Here is a 19794-nt window from a genome sequence, read left to right as displayed (position 1 = left end):
TGAGGGCACCAGACCCCACTATCCCAAATAATCTCCCCCGTTAACCGTTTCAGCCGTCCCGCCTTCCTTGAGCGATACCCGTTCTGATGGTATTGTTTAGCGCTTTTTGAAATATTGAACCAACTTTTGAGGGGATTTTCGCAATGCGTATTATTCTGCTTGGCGCTCCGGGCGCGGGTAAAGGAACTCAGGCTCAGTTCATCATGGAGAAATACGGTATTCCGCAAATCTCTACGGGTGACATGCTGCGTGCCGCTGTTAAATCTGGCTCTGAGCTGGGTAAACAAGCGAAAGACATCATGGACGCAGGCAAACTGGTGACTGACGAACTGGTTATCGCGCTGGTAAAAGAACGCATCACTCAGGAAGATTGCCGCAACGGTTTCCTGCTGGACGGCTTCCCGCGTACCATTCCGCAGGCTGACGCCATGAAAGAAGCGGGTATCAACGTCGACTACGTTCTGGAATTCGACGTACCTGACGAACTGATCGTTGACCGCATCATCGGTCGTCGCGTTCACGCCGCTTCTGGCCGCGTTTACCACATCAAATTCAATCCACCGAAAGTGGAAGGCAAAGACGACGTGACTGGCGAAGAGCTGACCACGCGTAAAGACGATCAGGAAGAGACCGTGCGTAAACGCCTGGTGGAATACCATCAGATGACCGCGCCACTGATCGGCTACTACTCGAAAGAAGCGCAGTCTGGCAACACCAAATACGCAAAAGTTGACGGCACCAAAGCTGTCGCTGACGTGCGCGCAGAGCTGGAAAAAATCCTCGGCTAATCTGTGGTACGTGCCGGATGGCGCTTCGCTTATCCGGCCTACAAAAAAATCTGTAGGCCGGATAAGGCGTTTACGCCGCCATCCGGCAACCCAACCCCCACCTATTTCTGCAATCTGTTCCGTTTCCCCGCTTTTCAGTTACAATCATTAGCTATTCAAATGGTTAAGAGGCGTGAATGAGTCAGGCGAAAACCGGCATCCTGCTTGCCAATCTGGGCACTCCAGAAGCACCAACCCCTGCGGCAGTGAAACGTTACCTGCGACAGTTTTTAAGCGACTCCCGCGTCGTGGATACCCCGAGATTGCTGTGGTGGCCGCTGCTGCGCGGCGTCATTCTGCCGATTCGTTCCCCCCGCGTGGCGAAACTCTACCAGTCCGTGTGGATGGAAGAGGGCTCGCCGCTGATGGTCTACAGCCGTCGTCAGGAAAAAGCGCTGGCCGCCCGTTTACCGGATATGCCCGTCGCGCTCGGGATGAGCTACGGCAAACCGTCGCTCGAGAGCGCGGTCGATGCGCTGCTCGCGCAGGACGTGGACCACATCGTGGTGCTGGCCCTTTACCCGCAATACTCCTGTTCGACGGTCGCTGCTGTCTGGGACGAACTGGCGCGCATTCTGGCGACGCGTCGCCGTATTCCGGGCGTGACCTTTATTCGTGACTATGCCGAAGACGAACTCTACATCTCCGCACTGGTGAGCAGCGCGCGCGCCTCGTTTGCCAAACACGGCGAGCCGGATCTGCTCCTGCTCTCCTATCACGGCATCCCACAGCGTTACGCTGACGAAGGCGATGATTATCCGCAGCGCTGTCGCGACACCACTCGCGAGCTGGTTTCTGCCCTCGGCTTGCCGCCGGAGAAAGTGATGATGACCTTCCAGTCGCGCTTTGGCCGTGAACCCTGGCTGACGCCGTACACCGATGAAACCCTCAAGATGCTCGGCGAGAAGGGCGTGAAGCATGTTCAGGTGATGTCGCCGGGCTTCTCGGCGGACTGCCTTGAAACCCTGGAAGAGATCGCGGTGCAAAACCGGGAGTTCTTCCTCGAAGCGGGCGGAACAAAGTATGAGTATATTCCGGCACTTAACGACTCGCCGGAGCATATCGAGATGATGGCGGCGCTGGTGACTGCAAGCCGCTAATCGCGCAGTGGGCCGGGTTTGTGCTACCATTTCCGGCCCAATAGTCACTCGCAGCCCTCAACATGAAATTTCCCGGTAAACGCAAATCAAAGCATTATTTCCCTGTCAACGCCCGCGATCCGCTGCTGCAACAAATTCAGCCGGTCAATGAAACCAACGCTGCGTGGGTGGTCGGCATCGATCAGACGCTGGTGGATATCGAAGCAAAAGTGGATGATGCGTTTGTCGCACGTTATGGGCTCAGTTCCGGGCATTCGCTGGTTATCGAAGACGATGTCGCCGAAGCGCTGTACCAGGAGCTGGTGCGCGAAAACCTGATCACCCATCAGTTTGCGGGTGGCACTATCGGGAACACCATGCACAACTATTCGGTGCTCGCCGATGACCGCTCCGTGTTACTGGGCGTGATGTGCCGCAATATCGAAATCGGTGGCTACGCCTACCGTTACCTCTGCAACACCTCCAGCCGTACCGATCTGAACTACCTGCAAGGCGTCGACGGCGCGATTGGCCGCTGCTTTACGCTGATCAGCGACTCCGGCGAGCGCACCTTTGCCATCAGCCCTGGGCACATGAACAAGCTGCGCGCCGAAAGCATTCCGGAAGAGGTGATTGCCGGGGCATCCGCGCTGGTGCTGACTTCCTATCTGGTGCGCTGCAAGCCCGGCGAACCGATGCCCGAAGCGACCATGAAGGCGGTGGAGTACGCGAAGAAATACAACGTGCCGGTAGTGCTGACGCTGGGCACCAAGTTTGTTATCGCCGACAACCCCGAGTGGTGGCAGGCGTTCCTGAAAGAGCACGTCTCGATTCTGGCGATGAACGAAGAAGAAGCTGAAGCCCTGACGGGGGAAAGCGATCCGCTGCTGGCGTCCAACAAAGCGCTGGATTGGGTCGATCTGGTGCTCTGTACCGCCGGACCGATTGGCCTGTTCATGGCCGGATTCACCGAAGAAGAGAACAAACGCAAAACCCAGCATCCGCTGCTGCCGGGCGCGATTGCCGAGTTCAACCAGTACGAATTCAGCCGCGCGATGCGCCATAAAGATTGCGTAAATCCGCTGCGGATTTTCTCCCACATTGCCCCGTACATGGGCGGCCCGGAGAAGATCATGAACACCAACGGCGCGGGCGACGGTGCGCTGGCCGCTCTGCTGCACGACATCACTGCCAATGCCTATCACCGGACCAACGTGCCGAACTCCAGCAAACATCAGCTCAGCTGGCTGACCTATTCGTCGCTGGCGCAGGTGTGTAAATACGCGAATCGCGTGAGCTATCAGGTGCTGAATCAGCATTCCCCGCGCTTAACGCGTGGCCTGCCGGAGCGGGAAGACAGTCTGGAAGAGTCGTACTGGGATCGGTGAGGAAGGTTCCCCGGTGGCGCTACGCTAACCGGGGCTTCAAAGTAGGCCTGCTAAGCGTAGCGCCAGCAGGCTTTTTTTTTAACCCGTCACCGCCTCTTCAATCGGCGGCTTTTCAATCAGTGTAATCATGGTATTCGCAATCTCGCGCTCGCCCATCACCACCTGATTCGCCCCTCGTTCGGTAATGTATTCCACTTCGTCGTCATAATGCGCGCGGGCAATGATCTCAATGCTCGGGCACTTCTCACGCGCGGTGGTCACGATTTCACCCGCCTCGTAACCGTTCGGGATGGTCAGCAGCAGCCAGCGCGCACAGTCCAGATGCGCCAGATTCATGATCTCTTCGTTCGCTGCATTGCCCAGCACCGCGCGGATCCCGCGGGCGCGGAGCTCATCCACCCGGGTGCGAGAGGTTTCAATCACCACCAGTGGAATCCCCTGCGCCATCAGCTTCTCGCCGAGCAGGCTCCCCACGCGGCCAAAACCGACCAGCAGGGCGTGGTTACAGATATCCACCGGGATCTGCTTCTCTTCTTCGATAGCTTCTTCCAGGGTCTGCTCTTCCAGCGTTTCGGTTTTATCGAGGTATTTTTCGAGCACCGCAAACAGCACCGGGTTGAGCATGATGGAGAGGATCGCCCCCGCCAGCACCAGGTTCTGCCCGGCCTGCGGCAGCAGGTTCAGCGCCATGCCCAGGCTTGCGAGGATAAAGGCAAATTCACCAATCTGTGCAAGGCTGGCGGCGATGGTCAGCGCCGTGCGCGGCGAGTGGCCGAACAAGCGTACCAGACCAAATGCCACTACGGATTTACCGAAGATAATAATCGCCAGCGTCCCGAGCACGGCCAGCGGCTGTTCGATCAGGATTAACGGATCGAACAGCATACCGACGGAGACGAAGAACAGGACCGCGAACGCATCGCGCAGCGGCAAGGTATCGTGCGCCGCGCGGTGGCTCAGCTCAGATTCGTTCAGCACCATCCCGGCGAAGAACGCACCCAGCGCAAAGGAGACGTCAAACAGCTCAACAGCGCCGAAGGCGATACCCAGCGCCAGGGCCAGCACCGACAGGGTAAACAGCTCGCGAGAGCCGGTGGCGGCGCTGCGTGAGAGGATCCACGGCACCAGGCGGCGGCCCACCACCATCATAATGGCGATAAAGGCGATCACTTTGCCGATGGTAATGCTCATATCCAGCGCCAGCGAGGCAAAGCCGACGTTGTCTTTTTCCACCATCCCGGCGACGGCAGGCAACAGGACCAGCGTCAGGACCATCACCAGATCTTCAACAATCAGCCAGCCGATGGCGATCTGCCCGCGCTGGCTGTCTATCAGCTGTCTCTCCTCAAGCGCGCGCAGCAGCACCACGGTACTGGCGGTTGAGAGACACAGCCCGAATACAATACCGGTCATCAGCGACCAGCCAAGCAAAGCGGAAAGCGCCATCCCCAGCAACGTCGCCACGCCTATCTGGGCGATCGCGCCGGGTATGGCGATATGCTTTACCGCCATCAGATCCTTCAAGGAGAAGTGCAGACCGACGCCAAACATCAGCAGAATCACGCCTAATTCCGCCAGTTCAGGAGCCAGTTTGGTATCCGCCACAAAACCTGGCGTAAACGGACCCGCCAGCACACCCGCTAATAAATAGCCCACGAGAGGAGAAATACGTAATTTGTTGGCGATCATGCCAAGGATAAAGGCGAGCACAAGTCCACCTACAATGGTGGTGATAAGCGGTGTGGCGTGATGCATTCCGTCTCCTTTCGTCGTGAGGTGTTCCATTTTTGGCGTAAAAACCAAAAAGCCGATTAATAGTTTATGACAATTTCGGCCATTATGTTTATGAATAATTGTTGAAATTTGAATAAAACAGCAATAAGCGTTAAAAAAAGCAGATTAGGACAAATTACCGGAGGGATGAAGAGGAAAGCCTTATGGCACTAGGAGAGAGATGCGGCCAAAGTTTACTTTGACCGCAGGGAAACTACGCCTTATGGCGGTAATCAGGCAGGAATATGGTCAGTATCCCCAGAAGTGGCAGGAAAGCACAGATTTTATAGACCAGGAAAATGCTGGTGTGGTCCGCGACCAGCCCCAGCACAGCCGCTCCAAGGCCTCCCATCCCAAACGCAAAGCCGAAAAACAGCCCGGAAACCATACCAATACGGCCCGGCATCAGCTCCTGGGCATACACCAGGATGGCTGAAAACGCGGAGGCGAGGATAAAGCCAATGATCACGGTTAAAATCCCCGTCCATTCAAGGCTTGCGTAGGGTAAAACAAGCGTAAAGGGCGCAACGCCGAGGATAGAGCCCCAAATCACATATTTACGCCCGATTTTATCGCCAACAGGGCCGCCAATGACGGTTCCCGCCGCCACCGCAAACAGGAAGGCAAACAGGTGGAACTGGGCGTTTTGTACCGATAATCCGAATTTTTCCATCAGATAAAAGGTGTAATAGCTGCTGATGCTCGCCATATAGAAGTATTTCGAGAAAATCAGCACTAACAGGATGCCCACGGCCAGGATCACCTTATTGCGCGGCAGCGGATTGATAATCGCAGCTTTAGGTTTGCCCTTATTCACCCGATGCTGCGCCGCATACCAGCGGCTGATTTGAATCAGCACCACGATGGCCAGCAGCGCTGCCAGAACAAACCATGCCACGTTACCTTTCCCGTAAGGCGCAATGATGACAGCGGCCAGTAGCGGACCGAGGGAGCTGCCAAAGTTGCCGCCGACCTGGAACAACGACTGCGCCAGACCGTGACGCCCGCCGGAGGCCATACGTGCCACGCGCGACGACTCAGGGTGGAACACCGACGAACCGGTCCCGACCAGCGCGGCGGCGATAAGCACCATCTCAAAGCTTCCCGCCAGCGCCAGCAGCACCAGGCCGCTCAGGGTAAAGCACATGCCGATGGGCAGCGACCAGGGCATCGGATACTTATCCGTCCAGTAACCGACGACCGGCTGGAGCAGGGACGACGCCATCTGGAAGGTCAGGGTGATCATCCCGATCTGTACGAAGGTTAATGAGAATTCTGATTGCAAGAGCGGATAGATCGCCAGAATCAGCGACTGAATCATATCGTTAAGCAGATGCGACAGACTGATGGCACCTAAAATACCAAATGCCGTGCGCGATTTTGGCGGAGACGCCGGGGTGCCCGTAACAGGCGGAGTTGATTCACTGATTGCCATAAATACCACGTCTTTTGTTAAGAGAAGTGCAGGGTGTCATTATTATCCCGCTAACATACCTGTGTGTGAGTTTTGAAGAAAGTCGCATTTCTGAAAACATATTTGTCTATTCTTCTTACTCATTGTAATTTTTGCGTTTGTCTTTTGGTCAGGGAGCGAGAATATGAAGTTGATGAAGCGAGGCGTCGCGTTGGCGCTGATAGCCGCATGGGCGCTGGCAAGCCAGCCTGCGCAGGCGTATGAAAAAGATAAAACATATAAAATCACCATTCTGCATACCAACGATCATCACGGCCATTTCTGGCGCAGCGAATACGGTGAATACGGTCTGGCGGCGCAAAAAACGCTGGTGGACGGCATTCGTAAAGAGGTGGCAGCCGAGGGCGGGAGCGTATTGCTGCTGTCAGGCGGCGACATCAACACCGGCGTGCCGGAGTCCGATTTGCAGGATGCCGAACCGGATTTCCGCGGCATGAATTTAATCGGCTATGACGCTATGGCCGTCGGCAACCACGAGTTCGACAATCCGTTAACCGTGCTGCGTCAGCAGGAAAAGTGGTCCAAATTCCCGTTCCTCTCCGCCAATATTTATCAGAAAAGCACCGGCGAGCGCCTGTTTAAACCCTGGGCGTTATTCAAACGCGACGATCTGAAAATTGCGGTCATCGGTTTAACCACCGACGACACGGCCAAAATCGGCAACCCGGAATATTTCACAGACATCGAATTCCGCAAACCGGCTGACGAAGCGAAGCTGGTGATTCAGGAGCTGAATCAAAACGAAAAGCCGGATGTGATTATCGCTACCACCCACATGGGACACTACGATAACGGCGAGCACGGCTCGAATGCACCGGGCGACGTGGAGATGGCGCGCAGCCTGCCTGCGGGCGCGCTGGCGATGATTGTGGGTGGTCACTCACAAGATCCGGTATGTATGGCGTCCGAGAACAAAAAACAGGTCGATTACGTGCCGGGCACGCCGTGCGCGCCGGATCGACAGAATGGGATCTGGATTGTTCAGGCCCACGAGTGGGGCAAATACGTCGGACGCGCAGACTTTGAATTCCGCAATGGCGAAATGAAAATGGTGCGCTACCAGCTGATCCCGGTGAATCTGAAGAAGAAAGTCACCTATGACGACGGGAAAAGTGAGCGCGTACTTTACACCCCAGAAATCGCTGAAAACGCCCAGATGCTGTCGCTCCTGACGCCGTTCCAGAACAAAGGCAAAGCGCAGCTCGACGTGAAAATCGGTACGGTGAATGGCCGCCTTGAAGGCGATCGCAGCAAAGTGCGCTTCGTGCAGACCAATATGGGACGCCTGCTGCTGGCGGCGCAAATGGCGCGCACTAACGCCGACTTTGCGGTAATGAGCGGCGGCGGTGTGCGTGATTCCATCGAAGCGGGGGATATCACCTACAAAAATGTGCTGAAGGTTCAGCCGTTCGGCAATATTGTGGTGTACGCGGACATGAGCGGGAAAGAGGTGATCGACTATCTCACCGCCGTTGCGCAAATGAAACCGGACTCGGGAGCCTATCCGCAGTTTGCGAACGTCAGTTTTGTGGCGAAAGACGGTAAGCTCAACGATCTGAAAATCAAAGGCGAGCCGGTTGACCCATCCAAAACCTACCGCATGGCGACCCTGAGCTTTAACGCCACGGGCGGCGATGGCTATCCGCATATCGACAACAAACCGGGCTACGTGAATACCGGCTTTATCGACGCCGAAGTGCTGAAACAGTTTATTCAGCAGAATTCACCGCTGGATGTGAATGCGTACGAGCCGAAAGGCGAGGTGAGCTGGCAGTAACGGGGGGTTGTGCCGGGTGGCGGCTACGCCTTACCCGGCCTACGAGGTTAACGCAAAACGGCAACCATAGGTTGCCGTTTTTAATTTGTTCTCCCTCTCCCTGTGGGAGAGGGCTGGGGTGAGGGCATCAGCGCGCACCCGGCTTTATTTAATCCCGGCGCGCAATATCCGCGAATTTCGCATCCAGCATTTTCGCCAGATCGCCTGCCGCCAGCTCAATATCCAGCCCGCGCTTACCGCCGGAAATGTAGATGGTGTCAAAGGTCTGCGACGGCGCGTCAATCAGCGTCGGCAGGCGTTTTTTCTGCCCGAGAGGGCTAATCCCACCGACCAGATAGCCCGTCGTGCGTTGCGCAACCATCGGGTCTGCCATGTCGACCTTTTTCGCGCCCAGCGCTTTGGCGACTTTCTTTAAATCTAGCTGACCGGCCACAGGCGTCACCGCCACGGCCAGGTGCTTCATATCCCCGTTCACCGCGACCAGCAGAGTTTTATAGACCTGATCGGCGTTCAGGCCGAGTTTACGGACCACTTCGTCGCCAAAGTTGGTTTCGCCAGGGTCGTGATCGTAGGTATGGATCCGGAAGAATATTTTATTTTTTTCGAGTAATTTAACGGCGGGAGTCATAATGATCCTTCTTACCACAGACAATTTACACGCAGAGCATACGCCTGACAGCTGTCTAAAAAATAGCACCATCTTGCGCAATAGTATTGGCAGTGATGGTTACTTTGAGCGACAATCGGCTCTGACCGAAGGTCTCCTTCGGCATAATAATAACGATGAAATTCCTCTTTGACGGGCCAATAGAAATATTGGCCATTTTTTTATTTCAACAGTGACGGCAAATTCCCTTCCCCGTACAGATGCAACGCTCCCACAGCCACCACGTAACGGCCAGCAGGCAGTCTGTGTAAGGTTTCTCGCCAGGCCTGATTGCGCTCATGCATCAACACATCGTACAGCGATTCGCTAAAGGTCGAGGGCAGCTCCAGCTTGCCGTTGGCGGGCGGCGTATCAAGCCACCAGCCGATCATCATCTGCAACAGACGCGCGTTGGTGTGCCAGTGGGTGAGGGTGTCATCCAGCAGCAGCAGACCGTCCTCGGGGAGCTGGCGCAAAAGGGCAACCTGACTGTCGGCACCCTCCAGTTCGATAATGGCAAGATGGCGGGCGCGCGCAGCGTTCAGCAACTGGTAATCGATACCGAACTCCCCGCGCAAACCGAGACGCTGGGCCTGCGTGGCCTGCAATACCATCGCGATTTGCCACAGGGGCTGAGTTTCCAGCATGGAAAGGGAGAGCCCCAGCTCATCGGCCACACGCTCAAGCTCGGCAAGCTGAGATTCGTTGAGGCGCTCGCTCAGCGGAGGGGGAATATCAAGGTTCGCAAAGGGGGATTCGCTGCCGGAAATATCCGCTTCGACGACCAGCGCATCGGCTTTGCGCAACAGCTGGAGCAAGGCAGGAGGCAGCGGCGACATATCGCGGGTGCCCATATGAATGCTGCCGACCAGGTGCAGATGCTGACCGCCCGGCAGAGAAATATCCAGCCCCGGCCAGGGATAGCGGCGGGGAAACAGAGCGCGGAAGGTGGTTTTTATACGACGAAACAGACTCATACGCGCTCCATTCATGGAAAAGTTCATGCTAGCGCGTGGGGATTGAAGGTGCAACTGATGCATTTGTAGGCCTGATAAGGCGAAGCCGCCATCAGGCAAAAAATGCCGGGTGGCGGCTTCGCCTTACCCGGCCTACAAGGTCAGATTATTCTTTTGGTTTAAAGCGCAACAACCGGTTGGCGTTACTCACTACAGTAATGGACGACAGCGCCATCGCAGCCCCCGCAACCACCGGGTTAAGCAGAGTCCCGGTCAGCGGCCACAGGATCCCCGCGGCAATCGGAATACCCAGCGAGTTATAGATAAACGCCCCAAGCAGGTTTTGCTTCATGTTGCGCAGCGTCGCTTTCGAGATCGCCAGCGCATCGGCCACACCCATCAGGCTGTGACGCATCAGTGTAATCGCCGCGGTCTCAATCGCCACATCGCTCCCGCCGCCCATCGCAATCCCGACATCCGCCTGTGCCAGCGCGGGCGCATCGTTAATGCCGTCACCGACCATCGCCACCTGGCGGCCCTGGCTTTGCAGTTTAATAATCGCATCGGCTTTGCCATCGGGCAGCACGCCCGCGATCACTTCGTCGATGCCCGCTTCCTTCGCAATGGCATTGGCGGTGGTCGGGTTATCGCCGGTCAACATCACCAGACGATAGCCCGCCTGATGCAGCCGTTTCAGCGCGGCCACGCTGTCGGCGCGCAGCGGATCGCGAATGGCGAACAGCGCCGCCGCTTTGCCATCGACGGCCAGCAGCACCGGCGTGGCCCCCTGGGAAGCCTGTGCGGTTAATTCATCATCCAGCGCGCTGGTATCAATTCCGTTCTCGGTGAGCAGCGCTTTGTTACCGAGTAGCAACCTTTGCCCGTCAACCTCACCACTGACCCCCAGACCGCGCAGGGTGCGGAAGTTATTCACCTGCGGCAAGCTGGTGCTATCCGCTTTCTCAAGAATCGCTCTGGCGAGCGGATGGCTGGAGCCTTGTTCCAGCGCCGCCGCGAGATGCAATGCATCCTCTTCAGAGTGCGCGACGGTTTTCACCGCTACCACCTGCGGCTTCCCTTCGGTCAGGGTACCGGTTTTATCAAACACCAGCGTATCCAGCGTGCTGGCTCGCTGGAGGGCATCGGCGTCGCGAACCAGCACACCAAACTCAGCCGCGCGGCCCACGCCAGAAATGATCGACATCGGCGTCGCCAGCCCTAAGGCACACGGACAGGCGATGATCAGCACCGTGGTCGCAATCACCAGCGTATAGACAATCTGCGGCGCCGGGCCGAAGAAGTACCAGATGGCAGCGCTGAACAGGGCGATACCCACCACGACCGGCACAAAAATGGCGGAAATTTTATCAGCAAGCTGGCCGATCTCCGGCTTGCTGCTTTGCGCCTGACGCACCATGCGGATGATGCGCGACAGCGTCGTGTGGCTGCCGACCGCACTGGCGCGGAACAGCACGCTCCCGTCCTGCACCACCGTCCCGGCGTGAACGGCATCACCGGCGGATTTTTGCTGTGGTACCGGTTCGCCCGTCAGCATGGCTTCATCCAGCCAGGCTTCACCTTGCGTGATTTCACCGTCGACCGGGACGCGATCGCCGGTGGTTAAGCGCAGCGTCATACCCGGCTGCACCTCGGCGAGCGGCAGGCTGATTTCGCCTTCATCTGTTACCACGCGGGCTGACGGCGGGGTGAGATCGAGCAGTCGCTCCAGCGCTTTGGATGAACGCTGGCGGGCGCGGGCTTCGAGCATATGGCCTAAGTTGATCAGACCAATAATCATCGCGCTCGCTTCGTAATAGAGATGCCGCGCTTCCATCGGGAACCACTGGGGCCAGACGTTCACGCTCATCGAATAGAGCCACGCCGCGCCGGTGCCGAGGGCGACCAGGGTATCCATGGTCGCAGTGCGATTTTTCAGGCTCTTCCAGGCGCTGGTGTAGAAATGTCCACCCGCGAAGACCATTACGCCCAGCGTGATGACACCAATCACCAGCCACAGCGTGCGGTTGTCGTCGGTGACCATCATGTTGTCGCCGAGCATGCCCCACACCATCACCGGAATACCGACCAGCAGGGCGACAATCGCCTGCCAGCGGAAGCGTTTCATGGTGGCGATGGCGGTCTCTTGCTGGCGTTCACGGCGTTTCACATCATCTTCGATGGCCTCCGCGCCGTAGCCTGCTTTTTCCACCGCCTGCACTAATTCTGCGGCGGACGCACTGCCCATAATCAGCGCCGTGCGTTCCGCCAGATTCACCCGCGCCTGTGAGACGCCCGGTACGGCCTGCAACGCATTTTGTACGCGAGAGACGCAGCTGGCGCAGCTCATGCCGTTGATCAGCAACTGTTGGCTGTCGTCAATGTCATGGGCTGCCGGAAGCTCAGGGGTCGCCGCTGTCAGTGCTTCCGACGGGATTGATGACTCTGTCAGCGGTTTAGCCTTTGGGTGGCTGAGCCCCGCCCCATAACCGGCTTGTTTAACGGTATCGATCAGCGCTTCAGCGCTGGCGCTGCCGGTGACGACGGCGCTTTCGACGGTTACATCGGCACGTTCAACGTCGGGACGTTGTTCGAGACTTTCTTTCACCCGTTTGACGCAATGACCGCAGGAGAGGCCATCCAGGGTCAGGTTGATTGTGTGAGACATAGCAAAACTCCTGTATGATTATCCGGTCAACGATTGACCAACATAATGTGTTTAGCTGACTGTTATGAAGGTTAAACCTTCCATCAAGGGGAAGGTCAAGGGGGAAATGTGAATATCAGTGATGTGGCGAAAAAAACCGGGTTAACCAGCAAAGCGATTCGTTTTTATGAGGAGAAGGGGCTGGTGACGGCGCCGCTGCGCAGTGAAAACGGCTACCGGAGTTACACCCAGCTGCACCTCGATGAACTCACGCTACTGCGTCAGGCACGCCAGGTCGGGTTTAACCTCGAAGAGTGCGGCGAGCTGGTCCATCTGTTTAACGATCCCAAACGGCACAGCGCCGACGTGAAAAAACGCACCCTGGAAAAGGTGGCGGAGATAGAGCGCCATATTGTGGAGCTTCAGGCGATGCGCGACCAGCTGCTGTCGCTTGCGAAATCCTGCCCTGGGGATGACAGCGCCGACTGTCCGATTATCGATAATCTCTCCGGCTGCTGTCATCGTAAGGCCAGCGTTTAGCTGGCTTTTACCCGCAGCGTAATCCCTTCGACCGCGATGACTTCGATGCGTGTCCCCGCGACGAGATCCTCATCGGCCACCACCGGCCAGGTGCTGTCCCCGACGCGGACGTGTCCGCGCCCGTTGATGAGCGTGGTATCCAGCGTATAGCGCTGGCCGACCAGCTGCTGCCCGCGCCTGTTGAGTGCGCCATCAGCCGGTTTTTGCCTGCGCACCTGGCGTGACAGCCATTGATACCACAGCCAGGCGGCGATCAGCGTCAGCACGGCGAAGAGGGCACCTTGCCACTCCCAGCCGAACGGCGTGACCCAGACCAACAGCCCGGTGATCACAGCCGCGACACCGCTCCAGAGCAGATACCCGTTGCCGCCCAGCATCTCAGCCGCCAGCAGCAGCCCGCCAAGGCTCAGCCAGAAAACATGAGGGTGTGCTGCAATCATCTCAATCATTTTTTGCGCTCATCTCCGCTGTCCTTGATAAGCTCCGCGATCCCGGCGATAGAGCCCATCAGGCTGCTGGCTTCCAGCGGCATCATGACGACTTTGCTGTTATTGGCCGAGCCAATTTTCTGCAGCGCATCGGTATATTTCTGCGCCACAAAGTAGTTGATCGCCTGGATATCACCGGCCGCGATAGCTTCCGACACCATCTGCGTGGCTCGCGCTTCTGCTTCGGCGGAACGTTCACGGGCTTCTGCCTGCAGGAAGGCCGACTGACGTTCGCCTTCTGCTTTCAGGATCTGGGATTGTTTTTCCCCTTCGGCTTTCAGGATCTCTGCCTGACGCACCCCTTCGGCCTCAAGGATGTACGCACGCTTGGTTCGCTCGGCTTTCATCTGGGCGTTCATCGACGAAATCAGCTCTGCCGGTGGGCGCACGTCGCGGATTTCAATACGGGTGACTTTAATCCCCCACGGATTGGTGGCTTCATCGACGATATGCAGCAGGCGGGTGTTGATGTTGTCGCGCTGAGAGAGCATTTCATCCAGCTCCATCGAGCCCAGCACGGTACGGATGTTGGTCAACATTCTTTTATTATGATTTTCAGATTTTGATTGTCCGTGTGATACTCGTACTATAGGAAACCTTGATATGTTCCAGCAGAAACCCACAATGCAAGCAATAAGTTACACCCGCTTTAGTTCTGAGATTCAAAAGAAAGGTATCTCTATACAACGTCAGAACGGACTTGTTCAGGATTGGCTTTCTAAGAATCCTGCTTTCAACCTTGTCAGCGAATACTATGATGAAGCTAAATCAGCGTTCAAAGGTGAACATGATGATGAAGGGGGGCAGCTTTTCAAGTTACGCCGTGACATCACATCAGGACGTTACCAGAAGGGCGCGGTTCTGCTTGTGGAAGCTGTAGACCGTTTATCACGTCAGGGTATTGTAAAAACTAACCAGATTATCTATGAAATCTTAGAGGCTGGTGTGAACATCGTTCTGCTGTCAGACGGTGACAAAATCTACACGTGGGAAGAGTTGAACACTAACCCGTTACTGTCGATGGTCATTACCATGAAAGCAGAACAGGCACGTGAAGAATCAGCCAAAAAATCAAAACGTGGTTTAGAGAACTGGAAGAAGAAACGCGAATCAGGGAAAATTATTACCCGCGCTTGTCCTGCATGGTTAACAGCCAATGAAGATAAAACTGCATTCTTGCCAGTTGAGCCACACTTAACCACGGTGAAGCGCATATTTAAAATGCGCCTGGAAGGTGTTTCCCTTTCCCGTATTGCTCAAGCACTGAATGATGACTCTACCCCGAACTTTAAAGGCGGGTTGCATAAATGGAACCAGACCACGATTCAGCAGCTTGTAAATAATCCTGCTGTGTATGGTTGCAAGGTCATCAGTAGACAAGCCACGGATGAAGTGAAAGCCATTGCACAGCCTCAAGAGGACTATTACACATTCATTGATAAATCTGGTGAACGTGTTGCTGCAATATCCTTAGCAGACTTTAACACTTGTAAGAAAATGGCTGGTGAGTGGGCGAAAGGTCGAGCACCATCTAGTGACAATCCGAATCTAACGAATATTTTTAAATCTGTAATGGTCTGCGCTCATTGTGGCGCTACTATGATTATGAACAGCGTTACCCCGTCCAAAATGGGTTATTACGTTTGCTCTATGAAACGTCAGGGAAGATGTGACCAGGCTAAAGCAATTCGCCGTGATATGGTGGATGACTGCATTATTAACGGTCTGCTGTACAATACTGAAAACTTATTATCAGGGACAAATATCGACAAGGAAGAATTAAATCAGTCTATCGCAGAAAAGGAACAGGCCATTGCAAAACGTAAGCGCTTGGTTGATATGAATCTAAGCGGTCGAATTGATGACGCACAATATGACGTTCTTTATGACCAGTTGACCGCCACTATTGACCAGCTTGATTTTCAGATTGAATCACAACGTGCGGTAATGAATCAGAGTTTCAAAAGTCAGACCATTTTAGATTTGAATCTGAGCGATAAAGCAGACCGCACGAAATTACAGGTTATTGTTAAAGACACTATCAAAGTAATTCGCTTGAATGGTGTAACTCGTACCTGTGACATTGAAATGACTTCTGGTTACATCCTGAACCGTTTCCCGTTGTCGTACATTACGGACGGTGAGAAATGGATTGAAGTTCTGCACCTCTTAGGGGAACGTGAATACACCTTTACGGGGCTTGAAACTCGTCGCCCTTATCACCAGATGTTCAAGCAGGTCACAGAGTGGCAACGGTTGGAACTGGCACAATTAGAACGAGGTTTACCGAAAGACCAGAGAACGGTTATTCAGCCAGGGGCTTTACAGATGCCCGATGGAGTACGGGAAGAAGAAGAACGAGGTGATGACAGATTGCCACCGGATACAGACTGGAGCAACGGCTGATGAGTGACGAGTACGAACAATATCAAAAGATGCAGGAAGAGTTACACAAGCCCCGAAAGGGGCGATATGTTCACCAGGGCGTAAGTATTGATAACCCGCCACCAGAACCAGAGGAACACGTGATTGAAGGAACCGAACACGAATCAGGTGATTACCTTTACGTTGACGGACTCGAATGGTCGCCTACTGATTACGAATAGCTTCACCAGAGAAGAGACTAGACCGCCTACGGGCGGTTTTTCTTTACCTGCAATCTGAGCAAATGGCTTTACAGGAAGCTGCACACGCTTCTGTTCACAAGCTGGTAAGGTGATTGCATAGGTTTTGATTAGAACCGCTTGAAACGCTTCCTGTGAAGCCTGAGAGGGTAGATATAAAACGAGGTAGTATAAAGAGAGAAATGTTACACAATCACAACAAAACTTGACGTAGGTCATGGCGGGTTTTAACACTATGTTGATATAATGCCCTTACAGACAACACCTCTTAAAAGTGTTCTTTTAAAAGTTCCCTTGAGAGTTCTGTTCACCGTTCAAACTTAGGTCACACGTGATTGTGACCATGATTTAATCTGAACAGTAACACTTTACAGTGTACTGTAAAATAAAAGCCCCACGGTTAAGCGGGGCTGTGTGATTATATGTTCAGTATCTTACTGAACCTTACTATTTGTTCCATCCAGGCTAAAGCGTTCAGAATATATCTGAATGTCATCTCATCGAAACTTTCAGACCATTCATCAGGGGAGCGCATGAGAAAGAAAAATGACAGACCGCATAAGCAACGGTATTCATCAGAATCTTGTTCAAGTTCTTTCTCGCTTAGTTTCTGTAGTAGTTCACCCGCCTGTGTGACGGTAGTTAATTGCTCATTGTTCAGTTTTGGCATTATTCATTAAACCTCTTAAAAAAGGCCGCCAGCACTGAAACGGTAAGCAACAGGGGCGGCAAAGTAAGAAGTGACTATTGTTTTAATTTTATGTCGATGGTGGTAATCGTTATTACTTCATTGTTACGTGAGTTGAAAGCAAAGACTGCATATCTTCAATCAAAACACGGCTAGCCTGAAATAATCCGTTTGCTGCTTCTGTGTTCTGATGAATGGCGTGAATCAGAGCCATTAACAGGCCAATCACCAGAAAGCGAAAAACTAATGTCCCTGTGTCGGAAAGGGAGGATTTCTTGTTTTCAGTCATCACTTCATCATCCCTACCAGAACAGAGTTTTTCAACAGCATGACTTTACCAGTGGCTTTATAGTAGACCATCTCAAAAATCCCCTGTTGAAAAGTGGTTACATCAGGTGTTGTTTCAATAATGGCGGCTGGTTTCCCGTCTAAATAACCTTGCGTAGGGTTATCAAGTCGAAATTGCATATCACCGCCCTTGTACGTATGCGGTAAAGTGATTTTCTTCTGCTTGTGCGCACTCTGTGCAAGTTGCATAGCATTTTCCATTGCTTGCTTCTGGTACATCTGAGAGCGGTTCTGTTCAACCTGGTAGCAAACATCCTTACTAATGCCTTTATGCTCACAGTCAGCCATACGTGAAGCCTCTGTTGAACATCCAGCCAGTAGAATGACCGCCAGTAGAGAAATCTTCTTAATCATCATCGTTACCTGTTGAATAATCTTGAACTATATTCTTCATGAGTTAGTAATTGCCAGTTTTCGCAATCACTGCTTATAAGTCTGTGGGAATATCCACACTCGACTTTATACAAAGTTATTTCATGTTCCCTTTTGTGGTGCTTCAATCTGATTGCCTTGTGACGGTGCAAACAATAGAGCGCCTTTGTTATTATTTTCTTCCCGAACCTCCGCGAATCCGCATTAACAATCTTCATTACCTCGTTCCTGTTCACCCATACCTTTTAGAGCAGCACTGAATAACACCGTTTGATAACAAACATTCCCCAATATAAGTTTATCAGTAAGTTTTGTTATCAATGCTGCTTTAAAAGGTGGCGCTTCCTTGCGCCCGTCACTATTTCTTAGCCGCCAAACGCTACACCAACAAATGCGCCGTAGTCCTGAGTTGTAGGGCTTGCTGTTGCGCCAGCTTTGAAAGCAATGTGTTCAGATACGCGATAGTTACCGCCAACAGCTACCGCCTGAGCATCACCGAACGAGCCAGCCCCCGCGCCTACGTTCCACGTTTGACCGTTGTTCAATCCTGGGATACCTACAGCAGCAAGGGCAGAGGATGAGCCAGCATCAGCACGTTTGCGATTGTCATCGACTTGTGACTTCAACTGAGCAAACTTCTGGTCAGTGTAACGTTTGCTTTCCTGCTGAATAAAACTCTCATCAGCAACACGTGCAGCAGCTTCACCACGCAGACCAGCGGCAGCTTCCTGTTTCAGGTCATCGAAACGATTATTGACATAGGTGTTTTCATTGTTAACAGCACTGTTCACATCGTCAGCAGTTGCAGCTTTTGGTGCTGGTGAGGTGTTGGCTTGCTGGTACTGTTTCACCGCTTCCACTCCAGCACGTTTAGCAGAACTATCATGTGCATAAGTGGAATCAGGAACCGCAACCCCTTTAGGATTCGTTTTAAGGGGATTGGATTGATGAATCTGTTTCGATGCGGTCTCTTTGGTGTGGTCAGTAAACTGGCCTTTCACGGTTTCAGTTTCTGGAGTCTGTGCGGTAGTCTGAACATTACGCAGAGCATCCTTCTTAGTCACCTGTTTGTAGCTATTGGTAACAGGCTTTTGAGTAGTTGCAGGTGCAGATGAAGCAGCAACACCACCAACTGAGCCACGAGAAAGGGAAGGGCTAACAACATTACTCTGAGTTCCAGCGTTAGGGGCTGGAGCCATTGAAGGAGCGCCATTTGAAGTATTACCTGAAATCAACGCCTGAGCGTCAGCAGCGGCCTGTGAAGCGTTCTGTGCAGTAGTAGCATTCACTGGTGCTACAGTGGTGATGTTGGCGGTTTTGTTATCCGTGTAAGTGTTCGCAGTGGTCAGCGTGGAAGAGTCACCATCACGGATAGTTTGAGTAACACTGTTCACCGCCTGGACTAATTCAACATGAGCATGTTTGGCGGCGGATTCAGTGGCCTTACCAGCGGCTGCACGTGCTTCTGCTGCAATCTGTTCATTACGAATCTGATTATGCTCTTGTTGCAACTGTGCAGTGTGTTCAGCGTCAGCACGTTTATCTGCTTCAATAGCAAGACGTTCAGAGAGGGTGTGAGTTTTGGCCTGTTGATTCTCTAAAGCGCCAGTGAGTGTCTTGTGTGCCTCTGCTGAACTGGTGGCGTCTGCCTTTTCCTGGTCTGTCAGGTTCGACAAGTCACGATGAATACCCGCAACCTGTGAGCCATTGTATTTATTATCCTGGTCAATGGTCTTGATTGCTTGTGTATGGGCGTTAATCGCCGTGTTCTGGTTATCATCAACCTGTTTCTGTGTGGGTTGATTTGTCGTTGTTACTGGTGATTGTGAGGCAGATACACCGCCAACAGTATTTGATTGCTGTGTAGGTGGCTGAACTGCGTCAGGGTCTTTAAGTGAGCTTGAGTCTAATTGGTGGTTGTCAAGATACTGGACAGCAGAAGACCAATCAGAGGAACCATAAAGCAAGCCCGTAAACTGACGGTTATCATTCGCAGGGTATTTCTGCTGAATGAATGTTGAGAGAACATTAATTTGTGCGCTATCCAATGCAGCATTTGAGACAGAAGGAACAGCCAGGGCAAAACTTGCCACCAATACCGCTAAAGCAGTCTTTTTCACTTCTACTACCTCTTTTTACAGCCATAAAAAAGGGCGCTCACCATGAGCAC

Annotated in this window: 17 protein-coding genes and 1 pseudogene; 7 read left to right on the top strand and 11 right to left on the bottom strand. The window is 53.6% G+C overall.

What is annotated here, in order from left to right:
• The first annotated feature begins 143 nt into the window (after positions 1-143).
• The 3 genes from adk (at position 144) to QQF33_RS17070 (ending at position 3294) form a co-directional block, all read left to right on the top strand.
• Positions 144-788, top strand: a complete 645-nt coding sequence (gene adk / locus QQF33_RS17080; RefSeq protein WP_100777364.1) for an adenylate kinase — start codon at positions 144-146, stop codon at positions 786-788.
• A 176-nt stretch (positions 789-964) separates the two neighbouring features.
• Positions 965-1927 (top strand): ferrochelatase, encoded by a 963-nt coding sequence (gene hemH / locus QQF33_RS17075; protein ID WP_285153376.1) that lies wholly within the window; start codon positions 965-967, stop codon positions 1925-1927.
• Positions 1928-1989: 62 nt separating this feature from the next.
• Positions 1990-3294: an inosine/guanosine kinase gene (locus QQF33_RS17070; protein ID WP_282492584.1), complete on the top strand. Its 1305-nt coding sequence runs from the start codon at positions 1990-1992 to the stop codon at positions 3292-3294.
• Between the two features lie 78 nt (positions 3295-3372).
• Here the strand turns inward: QQF33_RS17070 and ybaL are convergent, their stop codons facing one another.
• Both ybaL and QQF33_RS17060 read right to left on the bottom strand, forming a co-directional pair.
• Positions 3373-5049: a YbaL family putative K(+) efflux transporter gene (gene ybaL / locus QQF33_RS17065; RefSeq protein WP_282492583.1), complete on the bottom strand. Its 1677-nt coding sequence runs from the start codon at positions 5047-5049 to the stop codon at positions 3373-3375.
• Positions 5050-5281: 232 nt separating this feature from the next.
• A complete protein-coding gene (locus tag QQF33_RS17060; protein ID WP_285150539.1) occupies positions 5282-6502 on the bottom strand; it encodes an MFS transporter in 1221 nt (406 codons plus the stop codon).
• 163 nt (positions 6503-6665) lie between these two features.
• Between QQF33_RS17060 and ushA the strand changes: the two genes are divergently transcribed.
• Positions 6666-8318 carry a bifunctional UDP-sugar hydrolase/5'-nucleotidase UshA gene (ushA, locus tag QQF33_RS17055; RefSeq protein ID WP_282492581.1) on the top strand — a complete coding sequence of 551 codons (1653 nt, stop codon included), beginning with the start codon at positions 6666-6668 and terminating at the stop codon, positions 8316-8318.
• Positions 8319-8466: 148 nt separating this feature from the next.
• Here ushA and ybaK read toward each other — a convergent pair whose 3' ends face one another.
• The 3 genes from ybaK to copA form a co-directional block, all read right to left on the bottom strand.
• Positions 8467-8946: a Cys-tRNA(Pro)/Cys-tRNA(Cys) deacylase YbaK gene (gene ybaK / locus QQF33_RS17050; RefSeq protein ID WP_282492580.1), complete on the bottom strand. Its 480-nt coding sequence runs from the start codon at positions 8944-8946 to the stop codon at positions 8467-8469.
• A 200-nt stretch (positions 8947-9146) separates the two neighbouring features.
• Positions 9147-9941, bottom strand: coding sequence for a TraB/GumN family protein (locus QQF33_RS17045; RefSeq protein WP_285150538.1), 795 nt, complete (start codon positions 9939-9941; stop codon positions 9147-9149).
• Positions 9942-10086: 145 nt separating this feature from the next.
• Entirely contained in the window at positions 10087-12585 is a 2499-nt protein-coding gene (copA, locus tag QQF33_RS17040; RefSeq protein WP_285158293.1) for a copper-exporting P-type ATPase CopA, read from the bottom strand.
• 108 nt (positions 12586-12693) lie between these two features.
• On the opposite strand from copA, the gene cueR reads away from it, so the two are divergent.
• Complete coding sequence (gene cueR, locus QQF33_RS17035) at positions 12694-13104, top strand: Cu(I)-responsive transcriptional regulator (RefSeq protein WP_285158292.1); 411 nt, start codon at positions 12694-12696, stop codon at positions 13102-13104.
• Here cueR and QQF33_RS17030 read toward each other — a convergent pair.
• Together QQF33_RS17030 and QQF33_RS17025 are read right to left on the bottom strand one after the other, a co-directional pair.
• A complete protein-coding gene (locus QQF33_RS17030) occupies positions 13101-13553 on the bottom strand; it encodes an NfeD family protein (protein ID WP_282492576.1) in 453 nt (150 codons plus the stop codon). The two genes, cueR and QQF33_RS17030, sit on opposite strands and share 4 nt — an antisense overlap.
• Positions 13550-14128: pseudogene (locus QQF33_RS17025) on the bottom strand (SPFH domain-containing protein); the annotation flags it as partial. The pseudogene QQF33_RS17025 and the gene QQF33_RS17030, both read right to left, overlap by 4 nt.
• A gap of 67 nt (positions 14129-14195) precedes the next feature.
• Here QQF33_RS17025 and QQF33_RS17020 point away from each other — a divergent pair.
• Together QQF33_RS17020 and QQF33_RS17015 are read left to right on the top strand one after the other, a co-directional pair.
• Positions 14196-15998 carry a recombinase family protein gene (locus QQF33_RS17020; protein WP_285158291.1) on the top strand — a complete coding sequence of 601 codons (1803 nt, stop codon included), beginning with the start codon at positions 14196-14198 and terminating at the stop codon, positions 15996-15998.
• On the top strand, positions 15998-16198 hold the full coding sequence (locus QQF33_RS17015; RefSeq protein ID WP_285158290.1) for a hypothetical protein: 201 nt from the start codon (positions 15998-16000) through the stop codon (positions 16196-16198). Before QQF33_RS17020 ends, QQF33_RS17015 begins: the two co-directional genes overlap by 1 nt.
• Before the next feature lie 800 nt (positions 16199-16998).
• Here QQF33_RS17015 and QQF33_RS17010 read toward each other — a convergent pair.
• From QQF33_RS17010 to QQF33_RS17000, 4 genes are all read right to left on the bottom strand, one after another.
• The gene (locus QQF33_RS17010; RefSeq protein ID WP_285158289.1) at positions 16999-17193 is read right to left on the bottom strand and encodes a hypothetical protein; all 195 of its coding nucleotides are present in this window, start codon (positions 17191-17193) and stop codon (positions 16999-17001) included.
• Positions 17193-17606 carry a hypothetical protein gene (locus tag QQF33_RS17005; RefSeq protein WP_285158288.1) on the bottom strand — a complete coding sequence of 138 codons (414 nt, stop codon included), beginning with the start codon at positions 17604-17606 and terminating at the stop codon, positions 17193-17195. Before QQF33_RS17005 ends, QQF33_RS17010 begins: the two co-directional genes overlap by 1 nt.
• Before the next feature lie 5 nt (positions 17607-17611).
• On the bottom strand, positions 17612-17842 hold the full coding sequence (locus QQF33_RS25945) for a ParE family toxin-like protein (RefSeq protein WP_455583683.1): 231 nt from the start codon (positions 17840-17842) through the stop codon (positions 17612-17614).
• Positions 17843-17989: 147 nt separating this feature from the next.
• On the bottom strand, positions 17990-19744 hold the full coding sequence (locus tag QQF33_RS17000) for a YadA C-terminal domain-containing protein (protein WP_285158287.1): 1755 nt from the start codon (positions 19742-19744) through the stop codon (positions 17990-17992).
• Positions 19745-19794 lie beyond the last annotated feature (50 nt).

Origin of the sequence: Lelliottia wanjuensis (assembly GCF_030238365.1) — a bacterium.
In the GTDB taxonomy this organism is placed as follows: Bacteria; Pseudomonadota; Gammaproteobacteria; order Enterobacterales; family Enterobacteriaceae; genus Enterobacter; species Enterobacter wanjuensis.
This window is presented reverse-complemented; position numbering and strand designations above follow the sequence as displayed.

Bases quoted from the DNA above. Each gene is read 5' to 3' on its own strand.
- adk (WP_100777364.1), top strand. From the start codon at position 144: ATGCGTATTATTCTGCTTGGCGCTCCGGGCGCGGGTAAAGGAACTCAG.
- hemH (WP_285153376.1), top strand. From the start codon at position 965: ATGAGTCAGGCGAAAACCGGCATCCTGCTTGCCAATCTGGGCACTCCA.
- QQF33_RS17070 (WP_282492584.1), top strand. From the start codon at position 1,990: ATGAAATTTCCCGGTAAACGCAAATCAAAGCATTATTTCCCTGTCAAC.
- ybaL (WP_282492583.1), bottom strand. From the start codon at position 5,049: ATGCATCACGCCACACCGCTTATCACCACCATTGTAGGTGGACTTGTG.
- QQF33_RS17060 (WP_285150539.1), bottom strand. From the start codon at position 6,502: ATGGCAATCAGTGAATCAACTCCGCCTGTTACGGGCACCCCGGCGTCT.
- ushA (WP_282492581.1), top strand. From the start codon at position 6,666: ATGAAGTTGATGAAGCGAGGCGTCGCGTTGGCGCTGATAGCCGCATGG.
- ybaK (WP_282492580.1), bottom strand. From the start codon at position 8,946: ATGACTCCCGCCGTTAAATTACTCGAAAAAAATAAAATATTCTTCCGG.
- QQF33_RS17045 (WP_285150538.1), bottom strand. From the start codon at position 9,941: ATGAGTCTGTTTCGTCGTATAAAAACCACCTTCCGCGCTCTGTTTCCC.
- copA (WP_285158293.1), bottom strand. From the start codon at position 12,585: ATGTCTCACACAATCAACCTGACCCTGGATGGCCTCTCCTGCGGTCAT.
- QQF33_RS17030 (WP_282492576.1), bottom strand. From the start codon at position 13,553: ATGATTGAGATGATTGCAGCACACCCTCATGTTTTCTGGCTGAGCCTT.
- QQF33_RS17020 (WP_285158291.1), top strand. From the start codon at position 14,196: ATGTTCCAGCAGAAACCCACAATGCAAGCAATAAGTTACACCCGCTTT.
- QQF33_RS17015 (WP_285158290.1), top strand. From the start codon at position 15,998: ATGAGTGACGAGTACGAACAATATCAAAAGATGCAGGAAGAGTTACAC.
- QQF33_RS17010 (WP_285158289.1), bottom strand. From the start codon at position 17,193: ATGACTGAAAACAAGAAATCCTCCCTTTCCGACACAGGGACATTAGTT.
- QQF33_RS17005 (WP_285158288.1), bottom strand. From the start codon at position 17,606: ATGATTAAGAAGATTTCTCTACTGGCGGTCATTCTACTGGCTGGATGT.
- QQF33_RS25945 (WP_455583683.1), bottom strand. From the start codon at position 17,842: ATGAAGATTGTTAATGCGGATTCGCGGAGGTTCGGGAAGAAAATAATA.